This window comes from Endozoicomonas sp. 8E (genome assembly GCF_032883915.1).
Taxonomy (GTDB): Bacteria; Pseudomonadota; Gammaproteobacteria; order Pseudomonadales; family Endozoicomonadaceae; genus Endozoicomonas_A.
Genome location: NZ_CP120717.1, coordinates 4101402 through 4119236, shown reverse-complemented (window position 1 = coordinate 4119236; position 17835 = coordinate 4101402). Strand labels below are relative to the sequence as shown.

Below are 17835 nucleotides of genomic sequence, written 5' to 3'. Positions count from 1 at the left end.
TATCTTATCAGGTTGAAGCAGCGTGAATGACAAGCCGGAAATTACCGATCAGCAGTTAGTGAAACTGGCAGGCGAGAAAGCTTTTTCCCGGGGCAAGGGTTGCTACCAGGAAGGACGGGTCACAGACCTGACGATCCGGGGCCAGAGGATTTCAGCCAGTGTTACGGGCAACGAGGTTTATCGGGTCAATCTGGTATATACCCAGAGTGCCCTGGACGGCAGTTGTAACTGTCCGGCTTCTGATGGCATCGACTTTTGCAAACACTGTGTTGCTGTGGCTATGGTGTTGCGAGATAAAGTCTCTGTTCCCCGGGTGAAAAAAGGCGCAGAGGCCACAGACGTATTGGCCGCTTATTTATCGCAGATGCCCAAAGAAGAACTGGTGGGGCACTTTGTTGAAATGATAGACGCCAGTCGTTCAGTGCGAGAGCACTGGTTGCTCAAGGCTGAAACAGCACTGGGCATTATGGACCGAAAAACCATCCGTAAACGAATAACCGCCGCGATCCCCTACAATCGACATTACTTTAGATACGCTCAGGTCAGGCAATATTTTGCCAATGTCGAACAGCTTCTGTTTAACCTTGAATCACCTTTAAAAAAGCTGGCAGCTTCTGATCAGTTGGCGTTGCTGGACTACGCTATGTCACGAATCGTCCATGCGCTGGAGACAGTCGATGATTCCGGAGGTTTCAGGTTTGAGGCTGTCGCTCAGATACAGAGGATGTACATTGAGGCGTTTGCTTCACTGAACTGGTCTGAAGCGTCCAAGGCTCAGCATCTGATGGAGTTGCTGCTCAAGGATGAAGATGAATGGCATGGTCGAATTCCGGATGATTTCAGTGAAGTTATGACGCCAGAGTGTCACAAGACTTTCCTGGAGATCGCCCGGGCTCGTTGGGATGAGTTACCCAGACTGAAAAGTGATAACTGGCGGGACCGACTCATTTATGACCGGTTGCTCAGAGTTCTGCAAGTCGAACCTGAACTGCAGAATGACTACAAGACATTGATTCAGCTCTATAAAAAGATTGCCAGGACTGAGACAGAGTATCTGGTTATTGCTCGCTGTTATCTGGAGTTGGATGAGTATGACGATGCCCAGAATTATCTTGATAGAGCCCGGCAGAACAGTCGTTTCGGTGAATCAGCTGAGATTCATGAACTACAACAGTTGCTGCTATTGAAAACGGGGCGAAGCTCTGAAGCTTTACAGGATGTTTGGGAGCAATTTAAAGAGTCACCAACACTGTCCACTTTTGAGTATTTGCAAGAGCTTTCACAAGACCTGAACAGTCAGCAAGACTGGCGGCAAAAAGCCATAGACTGGATGAAAGAGCGTGTCGTCAGTACTCAGGGGTATCTCCATCACCGTGTGTTAAACACACTGATGATGACTTTTCTTGCCGAGTCCGATCTGGATTCGGCCTGGCAACTGGTTACAGATGCAGAACCGGATGTGGCATTGCTTTATGAGCTGAGGAAACATTTTCGGCAGGATGGAGAACGCTCTTTTGCTCTCTATGAGAAGCTGGTTGAGGCTTGTCTACAGAAAAAAACGAACAATAGTTACAAAGAAGCGGTCGAGCTAATGGTTGAGTGTCAGCAGATAATGGCCGGACTGAATCAACAGCAGGCATTCAGTCACTGGTTCGATAAGCTCCGCCAAAAGCACAAGGCTAAAAGAAACTTTATTCGCTTTCTGAGTGAGGCGTTTCCCGGGTTTTAGCAAAATCGTCGTAAACCCTCGCCTGACAGAGGGTGTCGCAAGACTCCAACAGCTCGTTCCCATGCTCTGAGGCTGTCGCAAAACTCCAACAGCTCGTTCCCATGCTCTGAGGTCGTCATTCCCGCGAAGGCGGGAATCCAGGGCCAACAGTGGGTCTCTGCCTTCTCGGGGATGACAAGGCCAGGGGGGCACCGGGCAGTATGGTTTTGGCGGAGAGTCAGTGTGGATTCCCGCCTTCGAGGCTGTCGCAAAACTCCAACAACTCGTTCCCATGCTCTGAGGTCGTCATTCCCGCGAAGGCGGGAATCCAGCGCCAACGGTGGATCTCTGCCTTCTCGGGGATGACAAGGCCAGGGGGACACCGGGCAGTATGGTTCTGGTGGTGAGTCAGTGTGGATTCCCGCCTTCGAGGCTGTCGCAAAACTCCAACAACTCGTTCCCATGCTCTGAGGTCGTCATTCCCGCGAAGGCGGGAATCCAGCGCCAACGGTGGATCTCTGCCTTCTCGGGGATGACAAGGCCAGGGGGACACCGGGCAGTATGGTTCTGGTGGTGAGTCAGTGTGGATTCCCGCCTTCGCGGGAATGACGAGAATGAAGCCGGGAATGACGGGAGTCAACTCGTTCCCAGGTTGGAGAGAGTTTTGCGACAGCCTCGACAGGGCGGGGAGTGTCACACTCAGGAAGCGTTTAGCGGCCAGCTTTCAAAGGCTGGCTCTTCATAAGGGTGTGCCGATCTCAACGCTGCAATGGCGGCTTTGAGATACTGGTCCTCGCAGATCATTTCAACCTTGAATTCCTGAACGGTTTCCAGCTTACCCTGGCTACCGATAAAAGGATCGCTGCCATCCAACGCTCTGAACTGTCCCTGTCCGGACGTTTGCCAGCAACAGTTGTCGTACTTTTCGTAACGACCGGCACCCGCAGCAAAGACGGCAGTCTTCACTGATTCAAGATGACGTTCAGGGACAAAAAAACAGAGCTTATGCAAAGACATGTCGTTTTCCAGCAAAATGATTGATAACAGGATTAGCATACATCTTCAGGAGCCAGGGTTGATGAGCTTGCGAACACTGGGCCATGCGATCATTGAACTCTGCGACTTTACTGTCGAGCGACTCTTCCGGGCAAAATCTTTCAAACAGGGTCTCTAATGAGCACTCTGTCACATCAGGGTGTGCACTGCGGAGCCGATCAAAGGCAATCAGGTTGGAAGCGAACAGATGATAGTTTTGATGAACTTGACGATCCACCTCTTCAACAACCTGATTGGCATTTTCATACTCGTCGATCAGCGGAGTACCAAAAGCTACATGAACCTTGCCTTTGAAGCCTTCGATGCCGGTCACTATGCTTTGCAGGTCTTCTCCTTTAAATTTTTCGTAATTACCCCTGGTTTCAGTGGCATGGAGCTCTCTGGCTTTGGCCATATCACAGGGGTCGTATTCGTAAGCAATCGAAACCGGTACCAGGTTCATGGAGCGAATGCTGTCGGCAAAAGAGGTTTCTGCAGCTTTTCGGCTCATGTGAAGCATCTTGATGATAGCAGAGTCGGTTTTGTCGTCACCGTCTTTTGCCCGGCCTTCGCTTTGGGCGATCCAGACGGGATGTCCGGTATCAATGGAGTCATGAATATAGGCTGACAGTGTCTGATAAGACTTGAGTTTTTCCCGGCGGCCATCCACAGAGCGTTTGACGATAAAGCTTTTGTTAAGACGCATTAGGTCGCTGACAAAAGGTCTTTGCAGCAGGTTGTCACCAATAGCTATTCGAACGGTTTGCATGCCCTGTTTATAAACAGCCAGATTGACAAAAGCCGGGTCCATGACAATGTCCCGGTGATTGGACAGGAACAGATAAGCCTGCTCTTTGTTGAGCTGATCCAGTCCGGAAAAACTGATGCCGGAAGTACTGCCTTCAATGACGCGGGTCAGGTAAGGTTCAATGACGTGTTGCAGTCCATCAACGTCATGTATGTTCTTCAGTTTGTAGCGTAATCCCAGGGCTGTCAGCCAGCCTGCAATACCATTAAGGAAAACTGGCATATCAGGGTATTGATGACGCACCAGTGCCTGAATAAGTTCACGGTCTTGCAACAGGCGGTCCAGGACGGGCCTTACTTCCTGATCGTGATAGGGGCGGATTTCTTCAAAACGTTCCATCTGTTCCGGGTGGTTGCCTTTTATAACAGCGGTGAGTGAAACCATGAGTATATAGTTATTAAAACAAAGGGTCTGTAGCCGGGTTGTGGCACTTTGTAACGGTTTGAGAGTAGCTGGACGTATGAATGTTTGTTGATGTGGGTTTAACTGACTATTGAGTTGTTGATAATTGAAAGCTTGCAGAATTCCCTGTCTTGAGTGTGTATACTCTGCACAATCGAAAAAATCAGTGTTTCAAAAATGAAATCATTGAGCAGTCGACTGCTCAAAATGGCTAGAGGTAATAGATGTTATTGAGTAAAAGGTGCCAGGGTAGGCTGCTGGCCATTACATTACTGTTTTCCCTGAGTGGCTGGGCTGCTGACTATTCCAGTCTGTTGAAGCGGGCCAGCTCAGGTGACGAACAGGCCGTGCTTGAAGTGGGTAGCCTGTTGGTTGCTGGTAAAGTCAGGCCGGAAAATGCCAGTCAAACCCTTTCTCTGCTGGAACCTCTGGCGAACAGAGGTAATGTTCAGGCAGAACTTTTGTTGGGCAAGGTCTATCGAGAGGGTCTGGGGGGCGTAGCTAAAGATCCTAAAAAAGGTTTTGAACTGATCGAACGGGCCGCGGGTCGAAAGGGCAAGAGTGCAGAGGCTCAGTACGAACTGGGGAAATCGTATTATAAAGGGGCAGGCACAGACCCTAACCTGATTGCTGCTTATATGTGGACTGCCCTGAGTCTGGAAGGTTCCGAGGGGGACTTCCTGACAGCGGCCCGTAAACAGAAGCAGGAGCTGTCTGAACTGCTCAACCCTGCCCAGAGAGCTAAGGCGAACGAGCTGGTCAGCCAGATCAAGACGGTCTACCTGAAGTAAGCTTGCTTTACGACGATAGACGTGTTTTATTAAAAGTATGATCAAGATATTCAGCCCTGACAATCTCCTTGAGGCTCAATGCCTCAAGGATGTTCTGGAGAGCCATGGCATTGCCTGCCATCTGGGAGGTAGCTATCTGGCAGGTGCCGTGGGTGAACTACCCGCTACCGGTCTGCTGGCTCTCTACGTAGACGATTACGATGCAGGCCTGGCCAAAGAGATGATCGAGGATTACCTCAAGGCGTCCCCCGTTCTGGAAGAATCTGATCACATTCAGGAAGAGTGATTATGTGTGGTCGTTACACGCTGATGGCTGATCAGATCAACCTGGGGTGTCTGGGTATCCAGCAGCCGGAAGTCAATATTCCCTCCTATAATGTTGCGCCTGGTGAACAGGTACTTATTGTCAAAAATAATGAGCAGGGCTGTTTTGAAACCGCTCGGGTTAAGTGGGGTCTGGTTCCTCACTGGCTGCAGGATTTTTCCAGAGCCCAGATCAATGCCAGAATCGAAACCGCTGCCGATAAACCAATGTTTCGCAGTGCCCTCAGAAAGCAGCGATGTCTGATTCTGGCCGATGGCTGGTTCGACTGGCAGAGGGTAGGGGATCACAGTCAGCCATGGTATATACGTCCAAAGTCGGGTGGTTTGTGTTTGTTTGCCGGTCTCTGGGAGAGCTATGCTGTGGACGACCAGTTGAGTTTCGAGTCCTGTGCGATTCTTACTCGTCCTGCTATCAGTGATATTACACCGCTGACCGAGAGAATGCCGGTTCTGCTGCAACAAAAACAGGCTAAGGAGTGGCTGGGTGAGTGCTATAAGACGGTCCTTGCGAGTCTGGGCAAACCGACTGAAACGATCAGTAAACTGTCTTTTTATAAAGTGGGCAGAACGGTGAATCATGTCTCGAACAAGGGGCCAGAGTGCGTGAAGAAACTGGTTGCTCGCAATTAAACGACTCCTCCGTTGCCCACGACAAAAGATGAGGGGAATCTTCAGGCTCCCCATACCTGATTAATGGCTACCGGTACCCGATTCTGAAGTGCTTCGAGGGTCAAGTGTCTGCCCAATAAAGAGGATTCTTTTTGTTATTTTATTATGCAATACATAAATAAATGGTCGATTGAACTGGATGGATTTGCTCCCGTCAGCCGATCGCGATAAAGCGATGTGTGTGACAGCTGCGGCCCGGGTCCCATTTTCATTAACCTCAATTGCGCAATGTTGATGAACCATATTAATAGAAACAGCTAGAGGATCAGATAGCATAGCTCCTAATTCGAGGGGGCTTGTAAAAAGAGGATGTAGAGCTGTTTTTCTTAAAAAATGGCTCAACTCAATGTCCGAATCAACTTTAAAGGGTGGAAGTCCAATAGCGATTTTTAAACATGATGGACATGATTCCCCGGAGTTTAATGATGAAAATAATGCCATTATTATTTCTGCTGATATCTCATGGGGCATGATCCCTTTGGGAGGTAAAACTAAAATCATTTCATGGGCTCCCCGGTAAGGAACGGTGACTGCTTGCCAATCATTGTGATTTGTGTATTGGGAGAAACTGATTTCACCCACCATAAATTCATTCAAATTGACTCTCTGACCGTCGCGTAAAGTAAATTTACCTGCTTTTCGGACATTAAAAGACCTTTCCCAAAGCCCTTTGAAGTAAATAGAATTTATGAGAGCCATGGTGGTAGCTGGCGACCATTGGTCGGCGTAGCAAAATTGTGGAATCATGCCATGGGTTAACTGGCTAAATAGTCTGTTGAGCTCATCGGCAAGGCTTTCTAGAGATACACGGTCGAAGAAGTTGATGTTATCACGAAAATCGATGTTTACTTGTTTTAGTCTCTCACGATAAGTTTCCTTAACTTCAAGTTCACTGGACAAGAGCATAGTGTTTGAGATGGAGTATTCGTCCTGTGCAGAAGATGTTGCGATTGGTGCTGCTGCAAGGGATGGCTCAGAATAATTATCTCCCAGGTAGCTTTGAAGCAATCGCCTGGTTTCTCCAGTAGCCCCCATGAGTATTAGTCCCAGCGCTCGATAAAGGCCATCAGGGGAGATAAGAAAATTTTCAGGCGTTACTTTTGCTGCCTGACTAAATACACTTATGGCAAGCTCCAGATTCCCCCTGGACTCAGCCGCTTGTGGACGAGGATCTGAATCAGGGTTTTCTGGTGTTGCCGATTGGAAAGGCCTTGTTTCACCTTGAGGCTCGCTGTCAGAACCTTCTTCATGAAGCGCCGGGCAGGGTGGAAATTTTTCAGGATCGTCATTGATGCAGTCGACATAGGTCACAGCCCTGAGTTGTGAGGGTAGCAACAGGAAATAAAGCAAACTGACTGAGAGCAAAATGTGCCTGTGCTGTAAGGCCATATCGGGAGATTTAATTAATTGAGCCATGTTGGCACCTTATAACTTCCTGATTTCAGGGGTTGTCTCAAGATGACCTTCCTGTTCACTGAACAGCTCACCTGATTAATGGCTACCGGTACCCGATTTTGAAGTGCTTCGAGGATCAACTACCTGCCCAACAAAGAGGATTTCTCCTGTTTTTTCATCACGCACAAAATAAGCAAATGGTCGATTAAATTGGATGGATTTTCTATGACTGCCCCCTCCCCCTCCTCTCGTTGTAGAGATGCGTGTGACAGCTGCGGCTCGGGTCCCATCTTTATTAACCTCAATTGCGCAATGTTGACGAACCAAATTAATAGAAGCACCTCGAGGATCAGATAGCATAGCTCCTAATTCGAGGCTGCTTCTAAGGACGGCGCCTGTAAAAACAGCACCTAGAGGTGTTTTTCTTAAAAAACGGCTCAACTCAATGTCCGAATCAACTTTAAAGGGTGGAAGTCCAATAGTGATTTTTGAAGATGATTGATATGGATATAATCCTTGGGAGTCTAATGATGAAAATAATGCCATTACCGTTCCTGCTGATATCTCATGGGGCATAATCCCTTCGGGAGGTAAAACTAAAATCATTTGATGGGCTCCCCGGTAAGGAACGGTGACTGCTTGCCAATAATTGTGCTCTGCGTATTGGGAGGAACTGATTTCACCCAGCATCCATTTGTCCAACAAGACTCTCTTGTCGTCGTCCTTGTCGTCGTCGGGTAAAGTAAATGAACCTGCTTCTCGGATACTAAAAGAGTCTCTCCAAAGCCCTTTGAAGTAAACAGAACTTATGAGTCCCAAGGTGGTATCTGTCGACCATTCGCTGGCGTGGCAAAATTTTGGAACCATGCCACGGGTTAATTCGCTAAATAGTTCGTTGAGTTTATCAGCAAGGATTTCTAAAGATGCAGGGTCGCGGAACCTGATATTTTCACGAACATCGACGTTTACTTGTTTAGCTTCCTCAAGATAAGTTTCCTTAATTACAAGATCATCGGACAAGAGCAGAGTGTTTGAGACGAAGTAGTCGTCCTGTGCAAAAGCAGAAGATGTTGCGGTTGCTGCTGCAGGGGGTGGCTCAGAATATCTGTCTCCCAGATAGCTTTGAAGCAATCGCCTGGTTTCTCCAGTAGCCCCCATGAGTACTGGTGCCAGCGATCGAAAGAGGCCATCAGGGGAGATAAGAAAATTTTCAGGAGTTTCCTTTGCTGCCTGGGTAAATAGACTTATGGCAAGCTCCAGATCCCGACTGGACTCAGCCGCTGGTGAATCAGGATCAGGGTTTTCTGGTGTTACCGATTGGTATTGCATTGTGTCAACTTGATGCTCGTCGTCAGAACTTTCTTCATGAAGCGCCGGGTAGGGTGGTAATTTTTCAGGGTCGTCACCGATGAAGTCGACATAGGTCACAGCCCTGAGTTGTGTGGGTAGCAACAGGAAATAAAGCAAACTGACCAAGAGCAAAATGCGCCTGTGTTGCAAGGCTATATCGGGAAATTTAATGACTTGAGCCATGTTGGCACCTCATAACTTCTTGATTTCAGCGATTGTCTCAAGATGACCTTGCTATTCACTGAACAGTTGCCCTGCGGAGCGGCGAATGGAGTACGTAACACAATATAGGATAGTTTTTTGGTGAGTGCCTAAAAAAACTAAACCTGCTCAAGGGTCAGAGGGAGTTGACGCTGTAAAAATTAAAGATTCAGTGTTTATCGATGGCTATTTACCCAAAAATCTCTGAGAACCCTATTCCATCTGGCTTGCAAAGAAAGGGAGAGGGTGAGTCCTGAGGCTCTCCATGTCAATTATTGGAAGCCGAACCTGAAGAGTCTTCTTTCAAGTTCCGGGGATCTAGTATCTGTCCAATGAAGATGATTTTTTTTGTTATTTTATTACGCAATATATAAATAAATGGTCGTGTAAAATTAATAGGCTTCGGACTACTCATGCCCGTTGATGTAAAAAAACCGACGTGTGTTACAGCTGCGGCTTCAGTTCCTTGTTCATTAACTTCTATGACGCTGTGTTGATTAAACACATTAATAAAAACAGGCACTGGATTGGATAGCATCGATCCTAAGCTGAGTGCGCCTGTAAAAAGAGAATGTAAAGTTGTTTGAGCTAATGCATTGATCAAGTTAGTGTCCGAGTCAACACTAAAGGTCGGGAGTCCAAGAGGAACAGTTGAGCTTGAAAAAGATAGCTCTTTAGAGTCTAACGATGAGAATAGTGCCATTATTATTTCTGGCGATACCTCGTGGGGCATTATCCCTTCCGGGGGTAAAATCAAAATCATTTCATGATCTCCCTGGTAGGGGACGGTAGCTGCCCTCCAATCATTGTATTCAGCCTCTTGGGCAGCATTGATTTCTCCATCCATAAACCCGTCTAAAACAACTTTTTGATTATCGGGTAAAGTAAATACTGATCCTCCAATTCGTTTCCTGAAAGCCGTTTCCCAGAAGCCTTTGAAGTAAACAGAATTTATGAGTGCTATAGAAGTACTGGAATGCCAGTCCCTGTCCTGGCAAAATTCTCGAACCAATCCATGGGTTAATTGGCAAAACAGGTCGTTGAGTTCTTGAGCAAGGCTTTGTAATGATGCACGGTCGGAGAAGTTGACGTTATCTCGAATATCGGCGTTTATTTGTTCAAGCTTCTTTTTATAAGTTTCCTGAAGAGTATGCCTATTGGAGACAAGCAGGCAATTCGCAATACAGTATTGGTCCTGTCCACAGGCTGTGGCGCCAGATGCTGTAGCACCTGATGCTGTAGCACCGGTTGGCTCAGAATAATCCTCTCCCAGACACTTTTGAAGCAATTGCTGGGTTTCATCGGTAGCCCCCATCAGTATCAGTGACAGTGTCTGAAAAAGGCCGTCAGGGGACAGGACCAAATTTTCAGGAGTTGCCTGTGCTGCACGCCTGAATACATCTATGGCAAGACCCAGAGTCCCCTGTGATTCATCTGCCTGGGCACCGGGATTTAAATCATGACCCTCATCAGCAGAATCAGAACCGTCTTTTGTTCGACATAAGTGGCAGGGTTCAGATTCTTTAAATAAGTCATCACTGTATTCACGGCCACATTTTATGCAGTTCACTGCCAGAAGTTGTGAGGGTATGAACAGGAAACAGAGCAAACAGGATAACACTGGAACGGACCTGTACTGCCTGGCTATATCGGAAGCCTTACCTGGTGAAGCCATGTATATACCTTGTTGTCTTAATCTTCGGCTATGTTCAGGAATATCCTCCCTATCTTATGAGCCGCTACCCTGCAGAATGGTCAACCGAATGTTAAATCAGGCACTCAATATAGGATGGTTTCCTGGTCAGTGCCAAAAAAATAAATCAGTTTGAAGATTAAAGAGTGCTGGTGATGTAAAAAATGAAAATCCATTGTTTTTCATTGGCTATATTTGCATTTTTAGATCGTTCAAAGCCACATGCTTCTTCGTTTGCAACAAAGGGTGAGGGAGTCGTGAGGCTCCCCCTGTCCAGATTACCGGGCACCCGATCCTGAAGTACCTGCTCCTGATTTCCGGGGATCAAGTATCTGCCCAATGAAGATGATTTTTTTTGTTATTCTATTACGCAATATATAAATAAATGGTCGTGTAAATTCAATGGGTTTCGGGCTATTCATACTAAATCCTCTCGAACAACCGATGTGTGTTACAGCAGCGGCTTCGGTTCCTTGTTCATTAACTTCTATGGCACTGTGTTGATTGAACACGTTAATAAAAACAGGTGCTGGATTGGACAGCATAGATCCTAAGCTGAGTGTGTTTGTAAAAAGAGAATGTAAAGTTGTTTGAGCTAATGCTTTTATCAAGTCAACGTTCGAATCGACCCTGAAGGGCGGAAGTCCAAGAGAAAATGTTGAGTCTGATAAACATAGTTCTTCGGAGTCTAAGGATGAAAATAATGCCATTATTATTTTTGGTGATACCTCGTGGGGCATTATTCCTCGTGGAGGTAAAACCAGAATCATTTCATGATCTCCCCGGTAGGGAATGCTCACTGCCCTCCACTTTTTGTATTTAGCCTGTTGGGAAGCATTAATTGTTCCATCCATAAAGCTCTCTAAAACGACTCTTTGATTATTGGGTAAAGTAAATATTTCTCCTCCACTTCGAGTACTGAAAGCCCTTTCCCAGAGACCTTTGAAGTAAACAGAATTTATGAGTGCTATGGATGTATCTGACTGCCAATCTCCGTCCTGGCAAAATTTTGGAACCAATCCATGGGTTAAGTGGCAAAATAGGTCGTTAAGTTCCTGGGCGAGGCTTTGTATAGATGCACGGTCGGAGAAGTTGACATTATCACGAATATCGGCGTTTATTTGTTTGAGCCTCTGTTTATAAGTTTCCTGAAGAGTATGCCTATTGGAGACAAGCAGACAATTGGCAATACAATATTGGTCCTGTCCACAGGCAGTCGCGCCCGAGGCTGTGGCACCGGATGGCTCAGAATACTCCTCTCCCAGACAGTTTTGAAGCAATTGCCGGGTTTCATCTGTCGCCCCCATCAGTAACAGTGACAGTGTCTGAAAAAGGCCATCAGGGGACAAAACAAGGTTTTCTGAAGTTGCCTGTGCTGCCTGCCTGAATACATTTATGGTAAGACCGAGAGTGCCAGGCGATCCATCCACCTGTGCACCAGAATTTGAATCAGGGTTTATTCCTGCTAAAGCCTGGGAGGGTGCTGTGACAAGTTGAGGCTTATCTTCATCAAGCGACGATATATCACTTTCATTCGATGTATCACTTGCATTCGATGTATCACTTGCATTCGATGTATCACTTGCATTCGATGTATCACTTTCATTCGATGTATCACTTGCATTCGATGTATCACTTGCATTGCTACATAGTCGAACACGCGACGATTTCGCTTTGAATGATGATGGTAAATAACAAATCGGGCAGTCTGAAAGGTCGACATCGTAATTGAAGTCGCATTTTTCACAATTTACAGTCTGAGGCTTTACGCGTCTCTTTTTTCGCTGATGAAAACCCTCATCAGAAGAATCTGAAGAAGAATCGGATGTATCAGAAGAGTCTTTTCTTCGAGCTGGCTTGAAGGGTGCAGGTGAAGAATCAGAGGAATCAGATAAATCTTTTACTCGACATGGAAGGCAGTGATCGGATTTTTTAAGAAAATTATCATTGAACTGACGACCGCATTTTTTACAGTTTACAGCCAGAAGTTCTGAGGGTAGCAATAAAAAACTGAGCAAAAAGACCAACACCAGAGCGTACCTGGACTTCCAGGTTATACCGGAAGGTTTGCTTAGTAAAACCACGTTTTTACCTTGTTGATTTAATTTTAGAGTTTGTCTCGGAATATCCTTCCTACGTTATAAACCGCTACCCTGCATAATGGTCAACCGAATGTGAGATCAGGAACCCAATATAGGATAGTTTCCCGGTCAGTGCCTAAAAAAACTAAACCAGTTCAAAAGTCACAGGGGGCGATGTAAAAAGGGAGTCGTGAGGCTCCCCCTGTCCCGATTACTGGGTACCCGATCCTGAAGTACCTGCTCCTGATTTCCGGGGATCAAGTATCTGCCCAATGAAGATGATTTTTTTTGTTATTCTATTACGCAATATATAAATAAATGGTCGTGTAAATTCAATGGGTTTCGGGCTATTCATACTAAACCCTCTCATACAACCCATGTGTGTTACTGCCGCGGCTTCGGTTCCCTGTTCGTTAACTTCTATGGCGCTGTGTTGATTAAACACATTTATAAAAACAGGTACAGGCTCCAATAGCATAGTTCCTAAGCTGAGTGTATTTGTAAAAAGAGAATGTAAAGTTGTTTGAGCCAATGCCTTTATCAAGTCAGTGTCCGAATCAACACTAAAAGGTGGAAGTCCAAGAGACACTGTTGAACTTGATAAACACAGTTCTTCGGAGTCTAATGATGAAAATAATGCCATTATTATCTCTGGTGATACCTCATGGGGCATTATCCCTTGCGGGGGTAAGACCAAAATCATTTCATGATCTCCCTGGTAGGGGATGCTCACTGCCCTCCATTTTTTGTATTTAGCCTGTTGGGAAGCATTAATTTTTCCATCCATAAAGCTGTCTAAAAGGACTCTTTGATTATCGGGTAAAGTAAATATTGCTCCTCCACTTCGAGTCTTGAAAGCCCTTTCCCAGAGGCCTTTGAAATAAACAGAATTTATGAGTGCTATGGATGTATCTGACTGCCAATCCCTGCCCTGGCAAAATTTTCGAACTAATCCATGGGTTAATTGGCAAAATAGATGGTTGAGTTCTTGAGCAAGGCTTTGTAAAGATGCACGGTCGGAGAAGTTGACGTTATCACGAATATCGGCGTTTATTTGTTTGAGCCTCTGTTTATATGTTTCTTGAAGAGTATGCATATCGGAGACAAGCAGGCAGTTTGTAATACAGTATTGGTCCTGTCCACAGGCTGTCGCGGATGATGCTGTAGCACCGGAGGGTTCAGAACATTCCTCTCCCAGACAGTTTTGAAGCAATTGCCGGGTTTCATCAGTCGCCCCCATCATTAACAGTGACAATGTCTGAAAAAGGCCATCAGGGGACAAGACAAAATTTTCAGGAGTTGCCTGTGCTGCTCGCTTGAATACATCTATGGCAAGACCCAGAGTTCCCTGTGATTCATCTGCCTGTGCGCCGGGATTTGAATCAGGGTTTATTCCTGCGAAAGCCCGGAAAGGCGCTGTGAGAAGTAGTGGCTCATCTTCATCAAGCGACGATGTATCACTTTCATTAGATGTATCATTCTCATTTCTATAACGTTGATCAAACGATGGTGTCGCCCGGGGTAAAAATAGTGGATCACACAAGGGTTTCGGGCAGGATGAAAAATGTTCGATGTTGTAAGCGAAGCCACATTTTTCACAATTCACAGTCTCAGGTTGTGGGCGTGTCTTTTTTTGATAATGAAGACTCTCATCAGTAGAATCAGAATAGCCTTTTCTTCGACATAAGTAACAGGGTTCAGATTCTTTAAAAAAACCATCGCTGTACTCGCGCCCGCATTTTATACAGTTCACTGCCAGAAGCTGTGAAGGTAGCAATAGAAAACTTAGCAAACAGACTAACACCAGAATGAACCTGTACAACCAGACCCTATCGGAATATTTGCATAGTAAAACCACGTTTGCACCTTGTTGACTTGTTTTTAGGGTTGGTCTCGGAATATCTTTCCAATTTGAAAGATCAGCACTCTGCGGAGCGTTCAACCGATTATGAAGTCCGGAATTCAATATAGGATAGTTCTCTGGTTAGTGCTCAAACATAAACCAAATCAGCTTGAAACTCAGAGGGTGTTGGCCTTGTAGAATTGAAGATCCATTGTCTTTTGATCGCTTATATCCATCATTAAGTCTTTGAGCGTCCTATTCACTTTGGCTTGCGAGGAAATCAGCGAGGGAGTCAAGAGGCTCTCCTAATCCCGATTAACGGGTTCAGGATCATGTACTGTCCCTGGGGTAAAATATCCGCCCAATGTAGATGATTCTTTTTGTTATTCTATTACGTAAGATATAAATAAAGGGTCGATCAAATTGGATTGGCCGTACTATCTCTCCCTCATGTGTTCTATCAGAGCCAGCGTGTCTCAAAGTTGCGTCCTTAGCTCCTTGTTCACTAAACACATTCATACGGACTGGCAGAGCTCCTGAACTCAGATCACTGGTAACAACACGAAGTAAACCTGAACCTGATGGATTTAAGGCTTTACTCAAGTCAGTGTTTGTATCAAGGTTAGAGGGTGAAACTCCGTGAGTTGTCGTTGAAATGGATTCTTCGGAGTCTAATGACGACAATAATGCCTTTATTATTTCTGAACTTAGTCCATAAAGCACTATCCCTGCCGGTGGTATAATCAATACCATTTCTTCATTTCCCCAGTTGGGGTAGGGAAAGGAAAATGCTTCCCAATCATTGTGATGGGCGTATTGCGAAGGTCTGATTTCTTTATCCATAATTCTGCGCAAAGTGGCGGCCTGATCGTTAGGTAATGAGGTAAATAAACCTGTTGCATTTTGGGTCCCAAAAGATCTTTCCCGCAGCCCTATGAAGTAATAAGCACTTATTAGTTCTATGGACCAGGATGAGGGCCAGACGTTGGAGTAGCAGAAACGTCGAATTATACCATTGGTTAACTGACAAAACAGACTGTTGAGCAACAGGGCTAAGTTTTTTATAGGCCCACGGTTGGTGAAGTTGACGTTACTACGAGTATGGCGGTTTGCTTCTTCAAGTCTCTCTCTGTAAATTGCCAGAGGATCAGGCTGACTGGCTGCGAGCAAGCCAGTCATATTCCGGCTTTTCTCCTGTCCAGATTCTGTAGCGCGTGATGATGCTGCAGCGGTTGGCTCAGAAGAATACTCTCCCAGATAAATTTGACGCAATTGCTCGGCTGCACCGTCAGGACCCGCATGTAGCAGCAACATTGCCACTGTCTGAAAAAGGCCATCGGGGGAAATGACAAAATCTCCATGAATATTTGCGGCTACATGGCCAAGTACATTGATGGCATAATCAAGATTTCTCTGGGATCCATCCACTTGCGCACCAGGATCTGAGTCAGGGTTTCCTCTTGCCGCCCCTTGGGGAGGTGCTGTGTCATGTTGAGGGGGCTGACTCTCTGCTTCTCTATTACATGACAGCGTCGGGCAAAATTTAAAGTCTTCCTGATCGTAATTGAAGCCGCATTTCTCACAAGTCACAGCCAGAAGTTGCGAAGGTAATAAGAATATGTGGAGTAAACAGACCAATACCAGATCGACCCTGTAATGGCAGTCTGGATCGGAAGATTTGCTGAGTAAAACCACGCTTGTACCATGCTGCCTGAAGCTTTAGGGGGGGCTGGAATAACCTTCCTGTTTTTTATGGAACGTTATTTTGCCGAACACTCAATTGAGAGTGAAATCCATAGTCCAATATAGGGTGGTTTTCTGATCAGCGTCCAGATAAAAACTAAATCAGTTTGAAAGTCATAGAGTGCCGGCGCCGTATAAATGAATGTCCATTGTCTTTTGATCGCTTATATCCATCATTAAATCTTTGGACGTCCCATTTACCTTCGCTTACGAGGAAATCAGTGAGGGAGTCGTGAGGCTCTCCTGGTCCCGATCAACGAGTTCACAATCACGAGGCGCCTCTGGGATAAAATAACCGACCAATGTAGATGATTCTTTTTGTTATTCTATTGCGCAAGATATAAATAAAGGGTAGATCGAACCGGATTGGTCGTATTGTATCTCTCTCATGGGTTCTGTCAGAACCAGCGTGCGTTAAGGCTGCGTCCCGGGTTCCTTGTTCACTAAACATATTTGAACGAACTGGCAGACCGGGCATAGCTCCTGAGCTCAGATCACTGGCAGCAGCAGAAAGTAAACCTGAACCCGATCGACTGAGAGCTTCACTCAAGTCAGTGTTTTTATCAGCTTTAGAGGGTGGAAATTCGGGAGTTGTCGTTGAACTGGATGAAAAGGATTCTTTGGAGTCGAATGAGGATATCAATGCCGATATTATATTACCTCTTAGCCCATACAGAAGCACCCCTGCCGGGGGTAAAATCAAAATTATTTCATTGTCTCCCCGGAAGGGAAAGTTAAATGCTTTCCAATTATTGTAACGAGCGTATCGAGAAGGATTAGTTTTTCCTTCCATAATTCTTTTTAAAGCGTCTGCTTGATCATCGGGTAAGTTAAATAAATAAGCACTATCGGTCCCAGAAGACATTCTCCACATCCCCAGGAAGTATAAGTAGCATGCGACTTCTATGGATAAAGATAAGTGAAAGGGGTAAGCATCGGGGGTGCAAAAATCTTGAATAATACCATGGGTTAATTGGCAAAATAGTTTGTTAAGCAGTTGGCCAAGGCTTTGGGTTTGTCCGCGAATGGTGCAGTCGACGTTACCAGGAGTATTGTTGACTTGTTTAAGTCTCTCTCTATACACTTCCAAAGCTTCAGGTTGACTGGCTGCGAGCAAGATAATCGAAGAAGGGCTTTGGTTCTGTCCACCGGCTGTTGCGCCTGATGCTGCTGTATCGGATGGCTGGTAATCATAGCCAGGCCGATAAATTCGACGCAATTGCACATCTGTACTGTTAGTACCCGCATGTAACAGTAACAGCGCCACTGTCTGCAAAAGGCTATCAGGGGACATGACAAAATTTTCAAGGATATTTCCTGATGTTTGGTAAAATACCTTCATGGCAAAATCAAAATTTCTCTCCGATTTATCTACTTGTGCACAAGGATTTGAATCAGGGTTTACTGGTGTTGAACCTTGGGGAGTTGCTGTTTCATGTTGAGGGAAGTCATATTTAGCTTCTTTATTACAGGACGATGTCGGGCAGGATGAAAAGGTTTCATCATCGTAATCCAGGCCGCAACTGCCACAAGTCTTAGCCAGAGGCTGTGGGGCTGGCAACAATAAATAGAGTAAGCAGGTCAACATCAGAACGATTCTGAACTGGCAGTCTGGATCGGAAAATTTGCTCAGTAAAACCACGCTGGTACCACGCTGCCTGAAGCTTTAAGGGGAGCTGGAATAACCTTCCTGTTTTTTTATGGAACGTTATTTTGCTGAACACTCAATTGAGAGTGAAATCAATAGTCCAATATAGGGTGGTTTTCTGATCAGCGTCCAGATAAAAACTGA

The 17835-nt window shown here is 45.8% G+C and carries 14 protein-coding genes; 4 read left to right on the top strand and 10 right to left on the bottom strand.

Going from position 1 to position 17835, the window contains the following annotated elements; translation table 11 throughout:
* Window positions 1-22: 22 nt before the first annotated feature.
* Entirely contained in the window at window positions 23-1729 is a 1707-nt protein-coding gene (locus tag P6910_RS13580) for a hypothetical protein (protein WP_317141830.1), read from the top strand.
* Between the two features lie 217 nt (window positions 1730-1946).
* Here the strand turns inward: P6910_RS13580 and P6910_RS13575 are convergent, their stop codons facing one another.
* From P6910_RS13575 to P6910_RS13565, 3 genes are read right to left on the bottom strand one after another with little or no spacing between them, the layout of a single operon-like run.
* Window positions 1947-2348 (bottom strand): hypothetical protein, encoded by a 402-nt coding sequence (locus tag P6910_RS13575; protein ID WP_317141829.1) that lies wholly within the window; start codon window positions 2346-2348, stop codon window positions 1947-1949.
* Between the two features lie 59 nt (window positions 2349-2407).
* Window positions 2408-2725, bottom strand: coding sequence for an NGG1p interacting factor NIF3 (locus P6910_RS13570; protein WP_410493830.1), 318 nt, complete (start codon window positions 2723-2725; stop codon window positions 2408-2410).
* Window positions 2712-3935, bottom strand: a complete 1224-nt coding sequence (locus tag P6910_RS13565; RefSeq protein ID WP_317141828.1) for a 1-acyl-sn-glycerol-3-phosphate acyltransferase — start codon at window positions 3933-3935, stop codon at window positions 2712-2714. Before P6910_RS13565 ends, P6910_RS13570 begins: the two co-directional genes overlap by 14 nt.
* A 242-nt stretch (window positions 3936-4177) precedes the next feature.
* On the opposite strand from P6910_RS13565, the gene P6910_RS13560 reads away from it, so the two are divergent.
* The 3 genes from P6910_RS13560 to P6910_RS13550 are packed head-to-tail and all read left to right on the top strand — an operon-like array spanning window position 4178 to window position 5698.
* Window positions 4178-4744 (top strand): hypothetical protein, encoded by a 567-nt coding sequence (locus tag P6910_RS13560; RefSeq protein WP_317141827.1) that lies wholly within the window; start codon window positions 4178-4180, stop codon window positions 4742-4744.
* A gap of 37 nt (window positions 4745-4781) precedes the next feature.
* A complete protein-coding gene (locus P6910_RS13555) occupies window positions 4782-5030 on the top strand; it encodes a DUF2007 domain-containing protein (RefSeq protein ID WP_317141826.1) in 249 nt (82 codons plus the stop codon).
* A gap of 2 nt (window positions 5031-5032) precedes the next feature.
* Window positions 5033-5698 (top strand): SOS response-associated peptidase, encoded by a 666-nt coding sequence (locus tag P6910_RS13550; RefSeq protein WP_317141825.1) that lies wholly within the window; start codon window positions 5033-5035, stop codon window positions 5696-5698.
* A gap of 60 nt (window positions 5699-5758) precedes the next feature.
* Here P6910_RS13550 and P6910_RS13545 read toward each other — a convergent pair whose 3' ends face one another.
* The 7 genes from P6910_RS13545 to P6910_RS13515 form a co-directional block, all read right to left on the bottom strand.
* Complete coding sequence (locus tag P6910_RS13545) at window positions 5759-7153, bottom strand: serpin family protein (protein ID WP_317141824.1); 1395 nt, start codon at window positions 7151-7153, stop codon at window positions 5759-5761.
* A gap of 75 nt (window positions 7154-7228) precedes the next feature.
* Window positions 7229-8665: a serpin family protein gene (locus tag P6910_RS13540; RefSeq protein WP_317141823.1), complete on the bottom strand. Its 1437-nt coding sequence runs from the start codon at window positions 8663-8665 to the stop codon at window positions 7229-7231.
* Between the two features lie 286 nt (window positions 8666-8951).
* Entirely contained in the window at window positions 8952-10253 is a 1302-nt protein-coding gene (locus P6910_RS13535; protein WP_317141822.1) for a serpin family protein, read from the bottom strand.
* 401 nt (window positions 10254-10654) lie between these two features.
* Window positions 10655-12406 (bottom strand): serpin family protein, encoded by a 1752-nt coding sequence (locus P6910_RS13530; protein WP_317141821.1) that lies wholly within the window; start codon window positions 12404-12406, stop codon window positions 10655-10657.
* A gap of 262 nt (window positions 12407-12668) precedes the next feature.
* The gene (locus P6910_RS13525; RefSeq protein ID WP_317141820.1) at window positions 12669-14234 is read right to left on the bottom strand and encodes a serpin family protein; all 1566 of its coding nucleotides are present in this window, start codon (window positions 14232-14234) and stop codon (window positions 12669-12671) included.
* Window positions 14235-14630: 396 nt separating this feature from the next.
* Window positions 14631-15728 carry a serpin family protein gene (locus tag P6910_RS13520; RefSeq protein ID WP_317141819.1) on the bottom strand — a complete coding sequence of 366 codons (1098 nt, stop codon included), beginning with the start codon at window positions 15726-15728 and terminating at the stop codon, window positions 14631-14633.
* Window positions 15729-16311: 583 nt separating this feature from the next.
* The gene (locus tag P6910_RS13515; protein WP_317141818.1) at window positions 16312-17685 is read right to left on the bottom strand and encodes a serpin family protein; all 1374 of its coding nucleotides are present in this window, start codon (window positions 17683-17685) and stop codon (window positions 16312-16314) included.
* Window positions 17686-17835 lie beyond the last annotated feature (150 nt).

Excerpts from the sequence above, each read along its gene's own strand:
- P6910_RS13555 (WP_317141826.1), top strand. The coding sequence starts at position 4,782 with ATGATCAAGATATTCAGCCCTGACAATCTCCTTGAGGCTCAATGCCTC.
- P6910_RS13545 (WP_317141824.1), bottom strand. The coding sequence starts at position 7,153 with ATGGCTCAATTAATTAAATCTCCCGATATGGCCTTACAGCACAGGCAC.
- P6910_RS13540 (WP_317141823.1), bottom strand. The coding sequence starts at position 8,665 with ATGGCTCAAGTCATTAAATTTCCCGATATAGCCTTGCAACACAGGCGC.
- P6910_RS13570 (WP_410493830.1), bottom strand. The coding sequence starts at position 2,725 with ATGTCTTTGCATAAGCTCTGTTTTTTTGTCCCTGAACGTCATCTTGAA.
- P6910_RS13550 (WP_317141825.1), top strand. The coding sequence starts at position 5,033 with ATGTGTGGTCGTTACACGCTGATGGCTGATCAGATCAACCTGGGGTGT.
- P6910_RS13560 (WP_317141827.1), top strand. The coding sequence starts at position 4,178 with ATGTTATTGAGTAAAAGGTGCCAGGGTAGGCTGCTGGCCATTACATTA.
- P6910_RS13565 (WP_317141828.1), bottom strand. The coding sequence starts at position 3,935 with ATGGTTTCACTCACCGCTGTTATAAAAGGCAACCACCCGGAACAGATG.